14 protein-coding genes and 1 tRNA gene are annotated in these 18,342 nt (G+C 31.3%); 5 read left to right on the top strand and 10 right to left on the bottom strand.

Annotated features, from left to right (window positions below):
• Window position 1 precedes the first annotated feature (1 nt).
• A complete protein-coding gene (locus AB3G39_RS10100) occupies window positions 2-517 on the top strand; it encodes a DinB family protein (protein WP_369753832.1) in 516 nt (171 codons plus the stop codon).
• 3 nt (window positions 518-520) lie between these two features.
• On the opposite strand, the gene AB3G39_RS10105 is transcribed toward AB3G39_RS10100, so the two are convergent.
• From AB3G39_RS10105 to AB3G39_RS10135, 7 genes are all read right to left on the bottom strand, one after another.
• Window positions 521-994: a DNA-deoxyinosine glycosylase gene (locus tag AB3G39_RS10105; RefSeq protein ID WP_369765080.1), complete on the bottom strand. Its 474-nt coding sequence runs from the start codon at window positions 992-994 to the stop codon at window positions 521-523.
• 7 nt (window positions 995-1,001) lie between these two features.
• Window positions 1,002-3,116, bottom strand: a complete 2,115-nt coding sequence (gene recQ, locus AB3G39_RS10110; RefSeq protein ID WP_369765081.1) for a DNA helicase RecQ — start codon at window positions 3,114-3,116, stop codon at window positions 1,002-1,004.
• A 122-nt stretch (window positions 3,117-3,238) separates the two neighbouring features.
• Window positions 3,239-3,637 carry a DNA primase gene (locus AB3G39_RS10115; protein ID WP_369765082.1) on the bottom strand — a complete coding sequence of 133 codons (399 nt, stop codon included), beginning with the start codon at window positions 3,635-3,637 and terminating at the stop codon, window positions 3,239-3,241.
• Between the two features lie 9 nt (window positions 3,638-3,646).
• Complete coding sequence (locus tag AB3G39_RS10120; protein ID WP_367753167.1) at window positions 3,647-4,618, bottom strand: deoxyhypusine synthase family protein; 972 nt, start codon at window positions 4,616-4,618, stop codon at window positions 3,647-3,649.
• Between the two features lie 95 nt (window positions 4,619-4,713).
• Complete coding sequence (locus tag AB3G39_RS10125; protein WP_369765083.1) at window positions 4,714-6,114, bottom strand: arginine decarboxylase; 1,401 nt, start codon at window positions 6,112-6,114, stop codon at window positions 4,714-4,716.
• A gap of 288 nt (window positions 6,115-6,402) precedes the next feature.
• Window positions 6,403-7,482 (bottom strand): 3-dehydroquinate synthase, encoded by a 1,080-nt coding sequence (gene aroB, locus AB3G39_RS10130; RefSeq protein ID WP_369765084.1) that lies wholly within the window; start codon window positions 7,480-7,482, stop codon window positions 6,403-6,405.
• Between the two features lie 10 nt (window positions 7,483-7,492).
• On the bottom strand, window positions 7,493-9,889 hold the full coding sequence (locus tag AB3G39_RS10135; protein ID WP_367770002.1) for an O-antigen ligase family protein: 2,397 nt from the start codon (window positions 9,887-9,889) through the stop codon (window positions 7,493-7,495).
• Between the two features lie 163 nt (window positions 9,890-10,052).
• On the opposite strand from AB3G39_RS10135, the gene AB3G39_RS10140 reads away from it, so the two are divergent.
• Entirely contained in the window at window positions 10,053-11,222 is a 1,170-nt protein-coding gene (locus AB3G39_RS10140) for a proline dehydrogenase family protein (protein ID WP_367769999.1), read from the top strand.
• Between the two features lie 101 nt (window positions 11,223-11,323).
• Here AB3G39_RS10140 and AB3G39_RS10145 read toward each other — a convergent pair whose 3' ends face one another.
• Window positions 11,324-13,108 (bottom strand): ABC transporter ATP-binding protein, encoded by a 1,785-nt coding sequence (locus AB3G39_RS10145; protein WP_367753158.1) that lies wholly within the window; start codon window positions 13,106-13,108, stop codon window positions 11,324-11,326.
• A 216-nt stretch (window positions 13,109-13,324) separates the two neighbouring features.
• Between AB3G39_RS10145 and AB3G39_RS10150 the strand changes: the two genes are divergently transcribed.
• A tRNA-Val gene (locus AB3G39_RS10150) sits at window positions 13,325-13,399 on the top strand.
• Window positions 13,400-13,462: 63 nt separating this feature from the next.
• Here AB3G39_RS10150 and AB3G39_RS10155 read toward each other — a convergent pair.
• Both AB3G39_RS10155 and AB3G39_RS10160 read right to left on the bottom strand, forming a co-directional pair.
• Complete coding sequence (locus AB3G39_RS10155) at window positions 13,463-14,647, bottom strand: PAS domain-containing sensor histidine kinase (protein ID WP_369769332.1); 1,185 nt, start codon at window positions 14,645-14,647, stop codon at window positions 13,463-13,465.
• 151 nt (window positions 14,648-14,798) lie between these two features.
• Window positions 14,799-16,148, bottom strand: coding sequence for a sigma-54-dependent transcriptional regulator (locus tag AB3G39_RS10160; protein ID WP_369765087.1), 1,350 nt, complete (start codon window positions 16,146-16,148; stop codon window positions 14,799-14,801).
• Window positions 16,149-16,288: 140 nt separating this feature from the next.
• Here AB3G39_RS10160 and AB3G39_RS10165 point away from each other — a divergent pair, with 140 nt between their 5' ends.
• Together AB3G39_RS10165 and AB3G39_RS10170 are read left to right on the top strand one after the other, a co-directional pair.
• Window positions 16,289-17,527 carry an efflux RND transporter periplasmic adaptor subunit gene (locus AB3G39_RS10165; RefSeq protein ID WP_369765088.1) on the top strand — a complete coding sequence of 413 codons (1,239 nt, stop codon included), beginning with the start codon at window positions 16,289-16,291 and terminating at the stop codon, window positions 17,525-17,527.
• A gap of 64 nt (window positions 17,528-17,591) precedes the next feature.
• Window positions 17,592-18,293 (top strand): ABC transporter ATP-binding protein, encoded by a 702-nt coding sequence (locus tag AB3G39_RS10170; RefSeq protein WP_367769988.1) that lies wholly within the window; start codon window positions 17,592-17,594, stop codon window positions 18,291-18,293.
• The last annotated feature ends 49 nt before the right edge of the window (window positions 18,294-18,342 follow it).

The following is an 18,342-nucleotide window of genomic DNA, read 5'->3' on the forward strand; positions in this document are numbered from 1 at the left end:
AATGAAAACAGATCAATTGCCTGTAAATGAATATTCGGAATTTAATGCAACTTATATTAAGGCGGCAGGAAATGTAGATATGATTGAAGAATTGGAAATTTGCCTTCATGATTTTATTCGTTTTGTACAAAATATCCCAATGGATAAATTTGATTACAGATATGCAGAAGGAAAGTGGACTATCAAAGATATTATTCAACATATTATTGATACAGAACGAATTTTTGCCTATCGTGCTTTACGAATTTCCAGAAATGATAAAACACCGTTGCCAGGTTTTGAAGAAAATTATTACGTTGATAATACAAATGCTAATGAAAGAAACCTTCAAGGGTTGTTGACAGAAATGGCTGTAGTAAGACAGGCTACGTTGTCTTTGTTTAAAAGTTTTTCAGAGGAACAATTGCTGAGAACTGGTACAGCTTCTAATACATCTATTTCGGTTCGTGCGATAGCTTTTATTATTATTGGTCATCAAAAACACCATCAAAAAGTTTATCAAGAAAGATATTTATAGCTTTTAAAAACAAGTAGACCAGATTTCAAGCTTTTTTTCAAAAGACATTGTATTAGCAGGACTAGTGAAAGGCATCACATAATAAGTGATGCCTTTTATTTGTCCAAATTTTTTAAGAAAGTATTTGTGACTTTCTTTACCGTTAAAGATTATTTTAGTAATTGTTGGGTAATTTTTAAATAGTGTAAAAAAATCATTTTCTTTTTGATTTTTTATGTTAGTATCTAAACTTCCATTTCTTTCACAATTTTCTAGAACATCCCACAATCCAATTTTGTTATTCTGTAATAATTTTATTTTTTCTTCGAAAACAACAGAAATCGGCAAACTATCCAAAAGTGTGCACATTATTTTCCAAAAATGATTTCTTGGATGAGCATAATATTCTTGTTTTTCAAGAGATGCAATTCCAGGCATGGTTCCTAGAATTAAAATTTTAGTTTCAGAATTGATAAAAGGGGAGAATGAAGTTATCATACAGGTTTTACTTATTACGATTCTCTTTTTCGATGATTGTTAAAGCGAGTCTTATTTTATCGTAAGCAATTTTTTCTTCAAAAAAATCAAAATATGGTTTTAAGGTAGCTGGGCTTTCTAGTTTTGTCTTGGCTTGTTTTACAAGAATTACTTCTTCTTTAGATACAAATTGAAATAAATCAATATTTGCACCATCTAAGTATAATTTAGCAACGTGCGACATAATAGTTCCTAATCCTAGATTTCTTTTTAAAGCTATTTCATCAGGCGGTAACCCGCTTTGAAACAAGGCAAGCGTTTCTTTATAGGTGTTAGATTCTTTCTTTGTTTTTATCTCTTTGTTTTTATGGAAGTCAATGATAGCTTTTATAAATACATCACCATATTTTTCTAATTTTACTTTACCTACACCATCAATTGCAATAAGTTCTTCATCGCTCATGGGTCTTAAAGTTTCCATTTGGCGTAAAGCCGCATCACTAAAAATCACATAAGCAGGAACACTTTCGTCTTTTGAAATTTCGTATCGCAATTTTTTTAATTTTTCAAAAAGAGAATTCGCACTGAACTTTGTTTTTGGTTCATTTACTGCAATTTTTTCTGTATTTGCCTTTACAACTGTAGTTAATTGTACTTTATCACCTTCAAATAAAACCTCACGTGCCAAAGAGGTTAATCTAATTTTGTTTTGTTGATGAAAAGCTATTTCACAATAGCCTTGATTGATTAACTGAATAATGTATTGATTCCAGTCATACCAGGAAATATCACTACCGACGGCATACGTTTTTAAATTCTGATACTCTTTTTCGAAAATATAAGCATTTTTTGAACCTCTTAAAAAGTCAACTATAACGGGAAGTGGCTCTGACTCTTTTAATCTCATAATGGCTGATAATGCTTTTTGAGCGATAATCGTTCCGTCAAAAAATTCGGGTGGGTTTTTACAAATATCACAATTTCCACAATTTTCAGTTACGAGTTCCCCAAAATAGGAAAGCAATATTTTTCTTCGACAACTTAAAGCATCTGCGTATTGCTTCATTCTTTCCAGTTTTGCGAGTTGCACTTCGGCGTTTAAGCCTTGAGATGCAAATTTCTGTAATTGGATTACATCGCCGTAACTTTCGAATAAAATGGTTTCCGAAGGTAGTCCATCTCGTCCTGCACGTCCAATTTCTTGGTAGTACCCTTCAATATTTTTAGGTAGATTATAATGAATGACCCAGCGGACATTTGACTTATCGATTCCCATACCAAAAGCAATAGTTGCGCAAACTACTTGGCAATCATCATTTATGAATTCATCTTGCGTTTTTGATCGAATTGTGTTTTCTAAACCAGCATGATAGGCTTTAGCATTTACACCAACTTTTTGAAGTTTTTCGGCTAATTCCTCGGTTGTTTTTCGGCTTAAGCAATAAATAATTCCTGATTCAGATGGCTTTTCGCTAATGAACTCAATAATTTGTTTGACTCTGTCTAGTGCTGGTCGAACTTCTAAACTCAAGTTTTTTCTATCGAAAGAGGATATGAATAACTTGGCATTATTTAGGTTTAATTGTGTGCTAATGTCTTTACGTGTAGCTTTATCTGCAGTCGCAGTTAAAGCTAAGATTGGAGTAGAAGGGAAGCGATTTTTTAAGTATCCTAAATTGGTATATGCTGGACGGAAATCATGTCCCCAAGAAGAAATACAGTGCGCTTCATCAATCGCAATTAAGCTAATGGTTATTTGACTAAATGCATTTTCTAAATACGATAAACTCTCAGGAGCTACATAAACAATTTTTACTTTGTTGTCTTTAAGATTCTGGATATGTAATTGTTGTTCTCCATCTGTTTGGCTACTATTGATGTAGCAAGCTTGAATTCCGTTAGTTTTTAAACTATCAACCTGATCTTTCATCAAGGCAATTAGCGGAGAAATAACTATTGTAATTCCTGTAAACAAAAGTGCGGGTAATTGAAAGCAAATAGATTTTCCGCCTCCAGTAGGCATAATTGCCAATGTGTCTTGACCGGAAATGATTGAATTAATAATTTTTTCCTGATTGGGTCTAAAATTTTCAAAACCAAAATTTTCTTTAAGTGTATCGTGTAGTATCTGTGATGTAATCATAATAATGAGTAAACAAGAATGTAATGAATTTAGTAATAATGGAATCTTACATTTGAATTAAATAGTATTCGATTAATAAAAAAAAGGAACTCAAATAAGAGTTCCTTTTTTTTTATAATGAATTAATCTTCATCATCTTCATCGTCGTCTTCATCAGAATAATCTTTTTTATCTGAATCTTCGTCGTCCTCATCGTCCTCAGTTTCAGGTTTATCGACAGCGTCGTCATCATCGTCATCATCATCGTCTAAATCAAGCCCTTTTATTGGGATGATTGGTTCGATTTCGTCATCGATTTCGTCATCTTCGTCATAATTTTCAATTCTATCAGCAAGTTTCATACTTACTTTAACTAAATAAATAGTGTCCTCAGTACGCACTTCTACTGCTTCAATTAATTCGTTTTTAGCATTTCTAAAACGAATTATATCGGAGTCATCATAACCATCAGGAAATCGTTCTACTAAAAGATTTAAGATTTCATTGGTCAATTTTGCGTAATCAACAATTACTCTTTTCATAATAATATTCTATAAGTCTAATAAATAAGCGAAAATTAAAGGCGCTACAATAGTAGCATCTGACTCAATAATGAACTTTGGAGTATTAATATCTAGTTTACCCCAAGTTATTTTTTCATTTGGTACAGCTCCTGAATAAGAACCGTAACTTGTTGTTGAATCTGAAATTTGGCAGAAATAACTCCAAAAAGGAATGTCATGCATTTCCATATCTTGATACAACATTGGTACTACGCAAATTGGAAAATCTCCTGCAATTCCACCACCAATTTGGAAAAAACCGATTCCTTTGGCACTGTTTTTTGGGTACCAGTCTGATAGATAGACCATATACTCAATTCCTGATTTCATTGTAGAAGCTTTTAAGTCTCCTTTTATTACGTAAGATGCAAAAATGTTCCCCATAGTACTGTCTTCCCAACCTGGCACAATAATAGGTAAATTTTTCTCAGCGGCAGCATACATCCAGCTGTCTTTTAAGTCAATTTCATAGTATTCTTCTAATACTCCTGAAAGTAACATTTTGTACATAAATTCGTGTGGGAAATATCTTTCTCCTTTGTCATCAGCATCTTTCCATATTTTATAAATATGTTTTTGTAAACGACGGAAAGCTTCATGTTCAGGGATACAAGTGTCAGTAACTCTATTTAATCCTCTTTCTAATAAGTCCCATTCGTCTTGTGGTGTCAAATCACGGTAATTAGGTACTCTTTCATAATGTGAATGAGCTACTAAATTCATAACATCTTCCTCTAGGTTTGCTCCTGTACAAGAAATGATTTGTACTTTATCTTGTCGAATAATTTCAGCGAAGATTTTTCCAATTTCGGCTGTACTCATTGCACCCGCCATACTCACCATCATTTTGGCACCATTTGCTAATTGTTGTTCGTATGCCTTAGCAGCATCTACTAAAGATGCAGAATTGAAATGCAAATAATGTTTTTCTATAAACTGACTTATAGGTCCTTTACTCATTGTGTTGGTTTTAAATATTTAAAAATCAGATACTTGAAAAAAATGTAGTTATCCAAATATAAGAAATTTTTAAATTGACTAATTGTATTTAATATTTATTTTTTATCGTAACCTAAAATTTTTAAAACATCATCTGAAGTTTGTTGTTCTGAAAAAACTTCTGTTGCCAAAATTCCATTTTCATCCCTATCAATTAAAATATGTTTGGGTTGAGGGATAAGACAGTGATGTAAACCTCCGTACCCACCAATGGTTTCTTGATAAGCTCCAGTATTAAAGAAACCAATATATAATGGTTTTTCTTTATTGTATTTTGGTAAATAAATGGCATTCATGTTTTGTTCTGAATTGTAATAATCATCACTATCACATGTCAATCCACCTAGTAAAACTCTTTCATAAGTTTCATTCCAACGGTTAACCGCTAACATAATGAAACGTTTGTTAATTGCCCAAGTATCTGGAAGCGTAGTTATGAATGAAGAATCGATCATATTCCATTTTTCTCTATCATTTTGTTGTTTTTGATACAAAATTTGATAAATGGCACCACCACTTTCACCTACTGTAAACGAACCAAATTCAGTAAAAATATTTGGAACATCAACCTCGGCTTCATCACAAGCAATTTTAATTTGATTGATAATTTCATCAATCATATATTGATAATCGTATTCAAATGCCAATGAGTTTTTTATTGGAAAACCACCACCAATATTTAATCCGTCCAATGTTGGACATTCTTTCTTTAGGGCAATATAAACTTTTATACATTTTACTAATTCATTCCAATAATAGGCATTATCATTAATCCCTGTATTGATAAAAAAGTGCAACATTTTCAGTTCTAACTTATCGTTTTCTTGAATTTGTTTTTTATAAAAGTTCACAATATTTTTATAACCAATTCCTAGTCTGGAAGTATAAAACTCAAATTTTGGTTCTTCCTCTGCAGCAATACGAATTCCAATCTTAAATTTACCTTTAATTTCCGCTTGAAGCAAATCTAATTCTTCAAAATTGTCAATAATAGGAATCGTATTTTTATGTCCGTTATTGATTAAACGAGCAATGTTTTCAATATATTGATCTCTCTTAAAACCATTACAAATAACATAGGTGCTTTTATTTATTTTACCATTTGTCATTAAATTTTCAACAATATTAATGTCAAAAGCGGAAGAGGTTTCAATATGAATATTGTTTTTAAAAGCTTCATTCATGATGAACTCAAAGTGAGAGCTTTTAGTACAATAGCAATAATAATATTTAGCCTCATATTTATTCTTTTCCATCGATTTACGAAACCAGCTTTTGGCTTTGTTGATGTTATTTGAAATTTGAGGTAAGTAGGTGAATTTTAATGGTGTTCCATATTGTTCCACCAATTTCATTAAATCGATATTATGAAACTGAAGATTATCTTTGTTTAAAGTAAATTCTTCTTGCGGGAAATAATAGGTTTGATTAATTAAGTCTGTATACTTTGTATTCATTTGTTTTTGAGTAAATTATGAGATTAAATTGAAACGAAATTAATCTATAATTCAAACTCTTATATTGGCATAAATGATTTGTAATTTTTCGTGATCAACTTTTAAATACTGAAATAGATCAAAACTAAAGTTTCCTTTAATAGAATTGAAACGCTTCAACATTCTTAAAAAAGAAATATTGTTTCCACTCCAATTTTTACTAAAATTTATTCTGTTTTGATTTGTTTTCATTGGGGCAAATGTAAAAAATAATTTATACGTAATGCAATCCTTTTTGGTAAAAAATAATTATGATTTATAATCATTAAATGCACTAAGAATTAATTCATTTTCAACAGATTGATTGATTTTGATTTTTCCAATTCCTTCTATTAAAGCAAACTGAATAGTTCCATACTCATTTTTTTTGTCATGAATGAGCAATTCTAGTATAGGTTCAATGTCATTTTCATGAAATTCAATGTCATCAAAGATCGCTTTAATGGCTGTTTTTATTTGGTTGTATTCTTCTAAGGTAACTAATTTTTTTACAAATGAGATATAACTTTCTAAAATCATCCCTACAGCAATTGCTTCTCCATGTAATAAAGTAGTTTTTTGTTCATTTTCCAAAAAATAACTTTCGATGGCATGCCCTAAAGTATGTCCAAAGTTTAGTGATTTTCTAAGGTTTTTCTCCGTTGGGTCTAATGTTACAATTTCATTTTTAATTTCAACAGAACGGTAAATTAATTCGTCTAAATCAGCATAATTAATAGCTTTTAAATCTAGGAATTGTTCCCAATATTTTTTGTCATAAATCAAACCGTGTTTTAACATTTCTGCGAGACCAGAACGCATTTCGTTTTGTGGAACCGTTTCTAGATAGGCTGTGTCAATAAGTACCATTATAGGTAAATTGAAAACCCCTATTTGGTTTTTAATATTTCCAAGATCAATACCGTTTTTACCTCCTACAGAGGCATCTACCATTGAAAGTAGCGTTGTAGGAACATTAATGAAATCAACACCTCTTTTAAAAGTAGAAGCGACAAACCCACCTAAGTCGGTAACAACACCACCACCAACGTTAATAACAAGACTTTTTCTATCTCCTCCTAGTTCAGTCAATACATTCCAAATTTGAACACAAGTGTCGATATTTTTATTGATCTCTCCATTTTCAAATTCAATTATTTCAATCGTTAAATCGGTTTCTAAATAAGGTAAGAATTTAGGCAAACAAAATTCATTAGTATTACTGTCAACTATAATGAATATGGTTGAATATTTACTTTGTTTTAAATGTAAGTTTAAAGCTTCGTACCCTTTTTCATTGAAATGAATGGGCTGATTGCTTGCTTCTATGGTTTTTAACGAATTCGGCATATTAATTAATTTAGTTACAATACTGGACTACTAATGCTGCAGCTCCAGGATAATTTTTGTTCTCTGCCAATTTTAAATTTTGACAGCCTTTTTCTCTATTTTTTGTGTTCAAATAAGACGCTCCAAGTAAAAACTCAGTTTTCCCATCAGTTAGAGTTGGCGAATTTAAGGTTTTTTCTAAATAAATTATGGCAGTTTTAAACTGATTTAACTTAAAATAACAAATTCCTATATTCTGTGTAATTATTATATTTTTCGGATCATCTAGTAATGCTTTTTTATAATATACTATAGCTTTGTCATATTTAGATTCGGTCCCATATTGATTGGCAATAGTGATGTTATTAGGTTTAACGGCTTCATTTTTAACTGGTTTTGATGATATAGTATTAGTCCTTAATCCATCATTTTGAAATGATTTTTTTCGGTTCAATAACGTTGTGTCGTTAGGAAATACCAATAATCCTGAATCAATAAATTGGATTAATGCTTTGTTTGAATATTGTGATTGTGCCAATGCACTAGAGGTATTAATCCAAATATTTGGTTTTTGAATGTACTTTGTAAATTGATTGTGGATTTGCAAAATTGCAGCTGTATCTTTTTTAATTGTTTCTACCACTATTGCTGTTAAATAATAGTCTTCACTTCGAGGTCTAATTTCAAATGCTTTTTTTGCATAAATATAAGCGCTATCTGTATTACCTAATTCTTTATAGATTCTATATTTATACCATTCCGTACGTCCTGTATGAGGATTAATTCTTTGTGAATTATTGAAATATTTTAAAGCTTCTTCATACTTTTTTTCCTTTAAAGAATAAATTCCAGCTAATTCAATATAAGGTTCTGAAGTTGTTGCTACGTTTGGAAACAAAGGGATTCTGTTGGCTATTTCACTTGCTGTAAATTGATATTTTGTTTCCTCTTGACTCAAATCAATTCGAGTTTCGTTTTCTAATCGATAGGCTTTAAAAGAGCTATAAGAAAAGTATAATGTACTAGTGCTTAGTAATATTAGAGTAATAGTAACTATTTTCTTAAAGTGAAATTCTTTAATTGTAGCTATTGGATTTGCATTTAAGATTGTCAATGCTAGAAAAAAGCAAAAATTAATTTGCATAGTAGGCCTGTACAAAGGAAAATTAAATAAGGCGTCGATTCCATAACTGACCATTAATAACAAAGCAAGGGAAGCTATAATTTGTGCTTCTTTTTCCTTTTCATTAAAAATATTTTTTAGGTTTAATAACAGTCCAAAAATGAAAATAAATAAGTAGACAATTGAATTCAAAATTCCGGTTTCGGCAGCAATTTCAAGAAAATCATTGTGTGGATGAGCGGAAATTTGCAAATCATTTGTCTGAGTTTTTTCGTAAGCAATTGATTCAATTTTCCAATTTCCGAGTCCTATTCCTAAAACAGGATTTTTTTTGATGATTTCAAAAGCATTTCCCCAATAGGTTAACCTTGCATTTTTTGAAGCATCTTTTTCTTTTGAAGAACTAATTTGCAAAACACGATTTGTAACCGACTTATATCTGTCATTGTTATTGCTTTTTTCGAAAATAATATTCGCAACAAAAAAGGCAATAAGAAGAGGAAGAATAATACTTATGTAATTTATATAATTTTGCTTTTTTTGATTATTAATTTTTAGAAAAACTATAATAAAAAGAATAATTTCAACAAACAAACTAATATAAGAAGCTCTCGAAGCGGTTAAGAAAATTAGTATTGTTGCCAAAAACAAACTCAAAACCAAAAGCCATTTTTTCCATTTTGTGAAGTGCGTAATCGCTAATAGTATAAATGGGATTTTGCCTGCTAGACTTGCGGCAAAAATATTGATATTACCTGTATTTCCTTTCAACATGGATAAACCATTTGTAATATCAGTTGATTTGGATGTTCCTATAAAATCACTTAATGCTAAATATGCTTGTGCAAAAACACTAATTGCAACTAATAAAGCAATTTTGTAAATTAAATCAAAATTATTGTAAAGTAACACAGAGAGGTTTATAAATAAACTAAAAACGGTAATAATTTGCATAAAGTTGACAACCGCTAATGAAAAATTATTAGCAGAAACTAATGAAATACTACATAATACTAAGAAGCCGATATAAGTCTTAAAAAGGATACTTTTTTTAAATACTGCTGCTAATCCGTTTGAAATTAAATCTTGATTTTTATAAAAAAATAAGCTTGTAATTATATTGATGACAGAAAGATATAAAAATTGAGGGGCTATAATTTCGACACTTCCAAATTGTGGAAAAAAGTCAATAATTAAAAAACTTACAATAAATAGGAGTAAGATGGTTTCGTAATAAACTTTATTGTCTGTATTAAATTCAATGTTTTCCCGATTTTCAGAACTAGGTTTGATTGGCTTAGTCATTTACTGTTTTTTATATAAGTTTACGTTTTTCAAATTTATTGAATATTTTTTCTTGAAGTACTTATTTAGGAAAATTATCATAAAAAACAATTATGATTAATTTAATGAGAAATTGACAAAGAAAAATCAAACTATATCTATATTTGTGCAAAAATATCAGCATATGGAAAAAATATTCAATAATACACAAGTTGCCTTTTCATTAAAAAGCGATACCGAACTGGATAGAGCTTATTTTCTTTTCAAAATGATTGCAAATCAGCCTTTAGTACGCATAGGAACTGCAGTTACTAATTTTGCTTTAAAAGCAAATCTTCCTGTTGAAGGATTAATAAGAGCTACTGTTTTTGACCATTTTTGTGGTGGTGTAAATGAGGAAGACTGCCTTTCTGTTGTAGATAAAATGTATACAAAAGGAGTTTCTTCAGTATTGGATTATTCTGTTGAAGGAAAAGAGGAAGAGGATCAGTTTGATGCCGCTTTAAAAATGACCTTGAAAACAATTGATTTTGCTAAAGAACGTCAAGCTATTCCATTTGCAGTTTTTAAACCTACGGGTCTTGGTCGTTTTGAATTGTATGAAAAAATAGGGGAGAAGCTACCACTGACTCCTGATGAACAAGAGGAGTGGGATAGAGTAGTAGCTCGTTTTGATTTGGTTTGTAGTGAAGGACATAAAAAAGATGTTGCCTTATTAATTGATGCAGAGGAAAGTTGGATGCAAGATGCTGCTGATGCATTAGTGACTGAAATGATGCGTAAATACAATAAAGAAAAGGCTATTGTTTTCAATACATTGCAAATGTACCGTTGGGATCGATTGGATTATTTGATGAAATTAAAAGAGCAGGCGGATAAAGAAGGTTTTTTTATTGGAATGAAATTAGTTCGTGGTGCTTACATGGAAAAAGAAAATGTTCGTGCTGAAGAAAAAGAATATCCATCACCAATATGCGCCACAAAAGAAGCTTCGGATGTCAATTATGATGCTGCAGTACACTATATGATTAATCATTTAGATACCATGTCAATTTTTGCTGGAACTCATAATGAATCGAGTACGTATACGTTGATGGAACTAATGAACGAGAAAGGAATTAAGACAAATGACAATAGAGTTTGGTTTGGTCAACTTTATGGGATGAGTGATAATATCAGTTATAATCTCGCAGACCATGGTTATAATGTTGCCAAATATTTGCCTTTTGGACCTGTGAAAGATGTTATGCCGTATTTAATTCGTCGTGCTGAAGAGAATACTTCTGTGGCTGGACAAACGAGCCGCGAATTAGAGATGATAAAAGCGGAACGTAAAAGAAGAAAAGGAAAATAAATTATATTTCACTGTAGCTTTTTCATTTTAAAAACACACACCCAATTTTATAAAAAAAACCATTTGTTTTAGCAAATGGTTTTTTTTATCATCAATCTTAACTAAGAATTACTAAACTGTAAGTTACTTAAGTTTTTATATTTACCGTTTTCTAGAGAAATTAGTTCTAGGTGCGTTCCTTGTTCTGAGATGATTCCGTTATCAAGTACCAGAATTTGATTGGCACTACGAATAGTAGAAAGTCGGTGCGCAATAATGATGCTTGTTCTACCTTCCATTAATATTTCTAAAGCTTCTTGAACAAGCTTTTCACTTTCGCTGTCTAATGAAGAAGTGGCTTCATCAAGAATCAATATACTTGGATTTTTAAGTAAAGCTCTAGCAATAGCAATACGCTGTCTTTGACCACCGGAAAGTTTGATTCCTCTTTCTCCTACTAATGTTTCAAATTTCTCTGGGAAACCTTCGATAAAATTAAAAGCATTCGCTTGTTTAGCAGCTAATAGAATTTCATCTTCACTTGCATCAGGTTTTCCGTAGGCTATATTTTCTCTAATGGTTCCTCCAAATAATATGACATCTTGAGGAACAATACTCATATTTCCACGAAGATTTTCTAAATCGTAATCGTATATATTTTTACCGTCAATTATAATTTCGCCACTATCAATATCGTAAAAACGTAATAATAAGGAAGCAATAGTTGATTTACCTGTTCCACTAGGGCCAACAATAGCGATCTTTTGTCCAAATTCAGCAGTGAAATTAACATTTTTTAAAACATTTATTTCTTTTCTTGATGGATAACTGAAAGCCACATTTTTGAAGGTGACATTTCCTTTAATTTTGTTTTTTACAGCATTTTGTACGGAATTAATTTTTTCAGGAGTTTCCTCCAATAATTCAAACACACGCTCCGTGGCACCAATTGCTTTTTGTATTTGTGCATACAATTCAGCAATACCTCCAAAAGAAGCTCCTACAAAAGTAGAATAGAGGACAAATGAAATTAACTGTCCCACACTCATCTCGCCACTAATACTCAACCGAACACCAAACCATACTACGGCTACAATAGCACCAAACAAACAGAAAATTATAAATGAAGCAAAATACCCTCTATATTTTCCGCCTTTAATGGCTAATTTTACTACTTCTTTTATTTTTCCGTCATAACGGGCAATTTCATACCATTCATTGGCAAAAGCCTTAACAATACTAATACCTTGCATGGTTTCTTCAACAATCACCTGACTTTCGGCTACTTGATCTTGTACGTTTTTAGAAAATTTTCGAATAAACCGACCAAAAATTACTGCAGCAACAGCAACTAATGGTACTACTGATAACATCAATAAGGTTAGTTTAAAACTTTCAGTCGCCAATAGAGCAACACCACCTATTATTAAAATGAATTGCCTTAAAAACTCTGCAATAGTTGAAGTTAGCGTATCTTGAATTTGTGTGATATCTGAGCTAATTCTACTATTCAATTCCCCAACACGTTTTTGAGAAAAGAATGACATAGGTAACTTTACCAAATTACTGTATAAGGACAAACGAAGGTTAGCCAATGTATGTTCAGTGAAATTGATAAACAATGACAATCTAAAAAATGAAAATATAGATTGCATAAAAAGAATACCTATTAAAAATAGTGCAATGGTATTAGCTTGAGCGTTGTCTTTATTTTTCACACAATCAATTAACAATCCCATTAATTTTGGGAAAGCTAAGGCAGTTGCTCCAGTAAGAAGTAAAAAGACTAATCCAACATAAAATTTCCAACGATGGTTACCAGCATATCGAAATATAAGGGTTGCTTTATTGAGAGAACTTGCTGTAATTTTTGATTTGGGTAAATCATTTTCTTTGAACCTTGCCATTATATATTGTTTATGACACAAATGTAATACTATAGCGTTTCATTACAAAAAAATTGTAGCCTTAGAAAATAGTATTAATATGTTGTAATAGAGTACTAAAGGATTTATTGCTTATTTTTTATTCATTTATTTTTAAATTTTGCTTGCAAATACAAATTCTAGATGTATATTTGCACACGCAATAACGAATAAGAAATCATTCTAATTGTAAAAATAGGGCGATTAGCTCAGCTGGTTCAGAGCACCTCGTTTACACCGAGGGGGTCGGGGGTTCGAACCCCTCATCGCCCACAAAACTTCTCAAGAAATTGAGAAGTTTTTTTTTTTGCTTTAACGTTTGTCGAAAAATTATAATCAATCTGTAATAAGACAAATAACAAAAGTAGTTTTTTCTTCCTCATTTTTATAAGCTAGATAGCCACCATGAGATTCGATAATATTTTTGGATAAGGTTAATCCAATTCCAGCGCCTTCTTTTCTTGTAGTGAAAAAAGGGAGGAAAATTTTATTTTCTATTTCGGGTTCAATGCCTTTTCCATTGTCTGATATTGTTATGAATGTCCTGTTTTCTTTGGCTTCAGCCGAAATAAATATCCGTTTTTGTGCTATTTCTTTTAAGGCATAAATACAATTGGTCAATAGATTGATAAATACTTGTTCCATTTGTTTTGAATCTGCTTCTAACCAATGATTAATAGTAATAGTATTTACAACTTCAATTCCTTCTTTTATGAATAAAGGAGTCATAATTTCAAAACTATTTGCAATGAGTTGTTGCAGTCTTATCTGTTCCTTTTTAGGTGATGGCAACATGGCAAGTTTACGGTAACTTTCTACAAATTGTTGCAAATGGTCACTACGGCGTAACATCGTTGCTACACTGGTTTTCATGTCTTCAAGATCATCCGAAGAAATGCTTTCTTGTTGTACTAACTCGTGTAAATTTTGCGAAAGCGAGCGAATAGGCGTAATGGAGTTTAATAGTTCATGTGAAATGACTTTCATTAAGTTCCCCCAAGCTTCTTTTTCTTTTTTCTCCACTACATTCTGGATAGAATCCAGTAAAATGATGAAATAATCTTGGTGGTAAATTTCACTTCTAGAGGTTTGCAGAACAAAAGTTTGTGTGTCTTGCTGGTTTACCCGTATTTCTAGTGAAGTCTTGATTTCTTGAAAATGGTGCTCTTCAATAATTTCGCATAAAGAAGCTAATTGATTCTTGAGGTATTTCCATTTTGAGACTTTGGGTACACTAAAATGTTTAGAAAAATAGTCATTCATCAAAAAGATATCCCATTCATTTTCTTGCTTTTGCAGTATTATAATTCCTGTTTCAACCGTATTTAAAATGGAGCGGTAAACCATATCTTTCGATATTTGTTCCTTTTTATCTGATTTTAACTTTTCATACAACTCAAATAATTTGATATAATTGTTATGTGATTTATGTTTTGAAAAATCAGCTGTAAAATCATTTTGAAGAATAGAAGTAATGGTTCTGTCATAAAGTGAAAAAGCATTTTTAATGTAAAAATACATTTCAACAAGTAGTAACAGTATTAAAACAACCGTAAATAAAGACGTAAATAGTAAATCATTATGCAGTAGCCAAATCAAAAAGACTGAACAGGCTAGGATGATTAATAAACGCAAAAATAAGAGTTGATATGTTTTTGAAGATTGGAACATATTAATGAGTACTGATGTTATATTTTTCTAAACGACGGTATAAAGCAGCTCTTGATAATCCTAATTCCTCAGCGGCTTTAGAAATATTATTATCATTTTTCAACAACACTTTTTCAACAGTTGCTTTTTCTATTGAAGAGAGTTGGACGTCTTCAGGACTATTTTCGTACTGAGTAATTTCGTCTAAATCAAGATCAGAAACAGTTATTGTATTGTTTTCACAAAGAATAACGGCACGCTCAATTCGGTTTTCCATTTCACGAATGTTACCGTTCCAGGCGTGTTTCTGAATTTGTTCTATTACTTTAGAATCAAAAATAATTTCGTCACGTTGGTATTTTTCAATCATTTTCTGTAAAAGATAATTGGCTAGCGGAATTTTATCTTCATCACGTTCTCGCAAAGGTGGAAGTATGATTTCCATAGTATTGATGCGATAGTATAAATCTTCTCTAAAGTTTTTATCAGCGACTTCTTGTTTTAGATTTAAATTGGTAGCCGTAATAATGCGCACATTCAACAGTCTTGCTTTTGATTCGCCTAAACGGGTTACGGTTTTAGTTTGAATAACTTGTAAAAGTTTCGACTGTAAATGCAAAGGTACATTCCCGATTTCATCTAAAAAGATAGTTCCGTTTTGAGCCATTTCAAAACGTCCAGCAGTATCCACTTTCGCATCTGTAAAAGCGCCTTTTGCATAACCAAAAAGTTCACTTTCGAAAATATTTGAATTTAAAGAACCCAAATCAACGTGAATGAACGGATTGATTTTTCGTTCTGATTGACTAAAGATATGATGTGATAACACAAATTTTCCTGTTCCATTTTCTCCTAAAATCAGAACGTTAGCATCTGTTTTAGCGACTTTATCAGCTACAGCATACGCTTTTTTGATAGCTTCAGAATTTCCAATGAAATAATCGGTATCCATTTCAATTGGAGTAGGTTTCTTTTTCTCTTTTCGGGATTTATCAACGGCTTGTTTTACTACTTCAAGTAGTTTTTGGTTTTCCCAAGGTTTCAAAATATAATCAAACGCCCCGGCTTTTAAGCCTTCAACAGCTGTTTCTACCTTACCAAAAGCAGTCATTAAAATCACAACTGTTTTTGGCGAAAGCGTTTTTATTTCTTTCAATAAATACAATCCTTCTTTACCATCTTCAAAACCAATTCGGTAATTCATGTCCAATAAAACAACGTCTATCGTATTTTTGGCTAATAATTCGACTACGTTTTTGGGATTACTGAGGGTATAAATGTCTTCAAAATGCTTTTTAAGTAGCATTTTTGAAGCAAAAAGGATGTCTTCTTGATCATCTATTACTAGAATTGCGGCGTTGGTTTTCTTCATTAGTGTTCGGTTTCGGACAAAAAGTGTTCGGATATGAACACTTCAAAAAATCAATTTAAAATAAAAACTTCAAAATAAGTGAGTTACAAAGTTTAACTTTTTGGCACGAAAATCTCTTTACGTTCAGCAAATTAGCAACAATGGACACCATTATTAAAAGTAAAAGTAACAAAAAAAAACAGCTATTAATCGCATTACCTATTATCTTAGTTTTAGGATATGTGGTCTTTACTTCCGTAACTAAGAAAAGAAGTTTGAATGTGAAGAAAAGCGAAATTAGCATAAAAACAGTCGAAAATGATTTTTTTGAAGATTTCATGTCTTTTCAAGCTAAGGCCGTTCCTATCAATTCGATGCTGATTAATATTATAGAAGGTGGAGCCGTTCAGGAAATATTTGTTGAAAACGGTGATTTTGTGACTAAAGGGCAATCATTAGCACGTTTGTACAATCCCAACTCAGAGTTGGCTTATATGCAGCAAGAAACAGCAATTATAGAGCAAATTAATAATTTGAATAAAGCAAAACTCGATTTACGTAATCAAGAACTAAATTTAGGAAAGGATTTGTTATCAATTGAACACGATTTTCAAGATGCTAAAAATTTGTATGATGTAAATAAGAATCTTTTTGACCAAGAAATTCTTGCTAAGAGTGAATGGGAGAAAACGAAGGAAAATTTTCGTTTTCAAAAAGAACGAATGAACATTATAAAACAAAGTGTTAGTAAGGAAAGACAAGCCAATCAGGTTCAAATAGGACAACTCAATCAATCTATAGATTTCATGAATAAGAGTTTGGATATTTTAAGAACCAATAAAAAGAATTTCCTTGTTACAGCACCTATTTCCGGAAGACTTTCTTCTTTTGAACCGATTTTAGGAAAAACCTATGCACAAAATACAAGTATTGGTTTTATTGATGATCAAAAAGGATATAAACTGGTTGCTGATGTCGACGAATTTTATTTAGATCGCATTTCAGAAGGACAAAAAGGAACGGTAAGTTTTGATAATAAAGAGGTTGAGGTTAAAATAACAAAAGTGATTCCTGAGGTAAAAGGAGGAAGGTTTCAATTAGAATTAGACTTTGTATCTTCGGAAAAATTAGATTTAAAACAAGGGTTAAGTTTTGGAGTGAAATTAAATTTATCTGAAAAAACGAAAAGTTTAGTGCTTTCTAAAGGTAGCTTTAACGAAGATACTAGTGGAAAATGGATTTTTGTGGTCAAAGGAAATCAAGCGGAAAAGAGAACCATCAAATTAGGTCGAGAAAATCCGTTGTATTATGAAGTTTTAGACGGATTAAAAGCTGGTGAAAAAGTAATTACATCATCGTATAAAGATTATAAACAAGTAGAAGTTTTGAATTTAGAATAGAGTAGGCGACAAATAGACAAGAATAAAAATAAAAACAAACATCAATCAAAAAACGAATAATATTATGATTCAAATTAAAAACCTTTCAAAAGTATTTAGAACCGAAGAAGTAGAAACGATGGCATTGAGCGAAGTTTCATTAACCATTAATCAAGGTGATTTTGTGTCTATTATGGGGCCGTCAGGAAGCGGAAAATCAACATTGTTGAATATTGTAGGATTGCTTGATAGTGGTTCAGGAGGAAGTTATCAATTGTTGAACCAAGAGATGATTGGTCTCAAAGAGAAAGAAAAATCGAAAGCCAGAAAAGAAAATATTGGTTTTATATTCCAGAATTTCAACTTGATTGACGAATTATCAGTGTATGATAATATCGAATTGCCATTAATTTATAATAAAGTTCCTTCGTCTGACAGAAAACAAAAAGTAGAAGCAATTGCCAATAAATTAGGGATTTCGCATCGTTTGAAACATTTTCCGCAACAACTTTCAGGAGGTCAGCAACAACGTGTAGCAGTTGCCAGAGCTTTGATAAATGATCCAAAAATTATTCTTGCCGATGAACCTACAGGAAACTTAGATAGTAAAAACGGAAATGAAGTAATGGAATTGTTAACCGATTTACACGCAAACGGTGCTACAATTTTGATGGTTACTCACTCCGATTATGATGCTTCTTTTTCACAAAGAACGATTTTAATGAAAGATGGTGTTGTCTCTTCTGAAAAGCACAATCAAAGGAATGTAGATGTTTTTAAAGTATAATCATGATAACTATCCTAATTTCAATCATCACTTTTGTTTGTGAGTTGCT

Origin of the sequence: Flavobacterium sp. WC2416 (genome assembly GCF_041200095.1) — a bacterium.
Lineage (GTDB): Bacteria > Bacteroidota > Bacteroidia > Flavobacteriales > Flavobacteriaceae > Flavobacterium.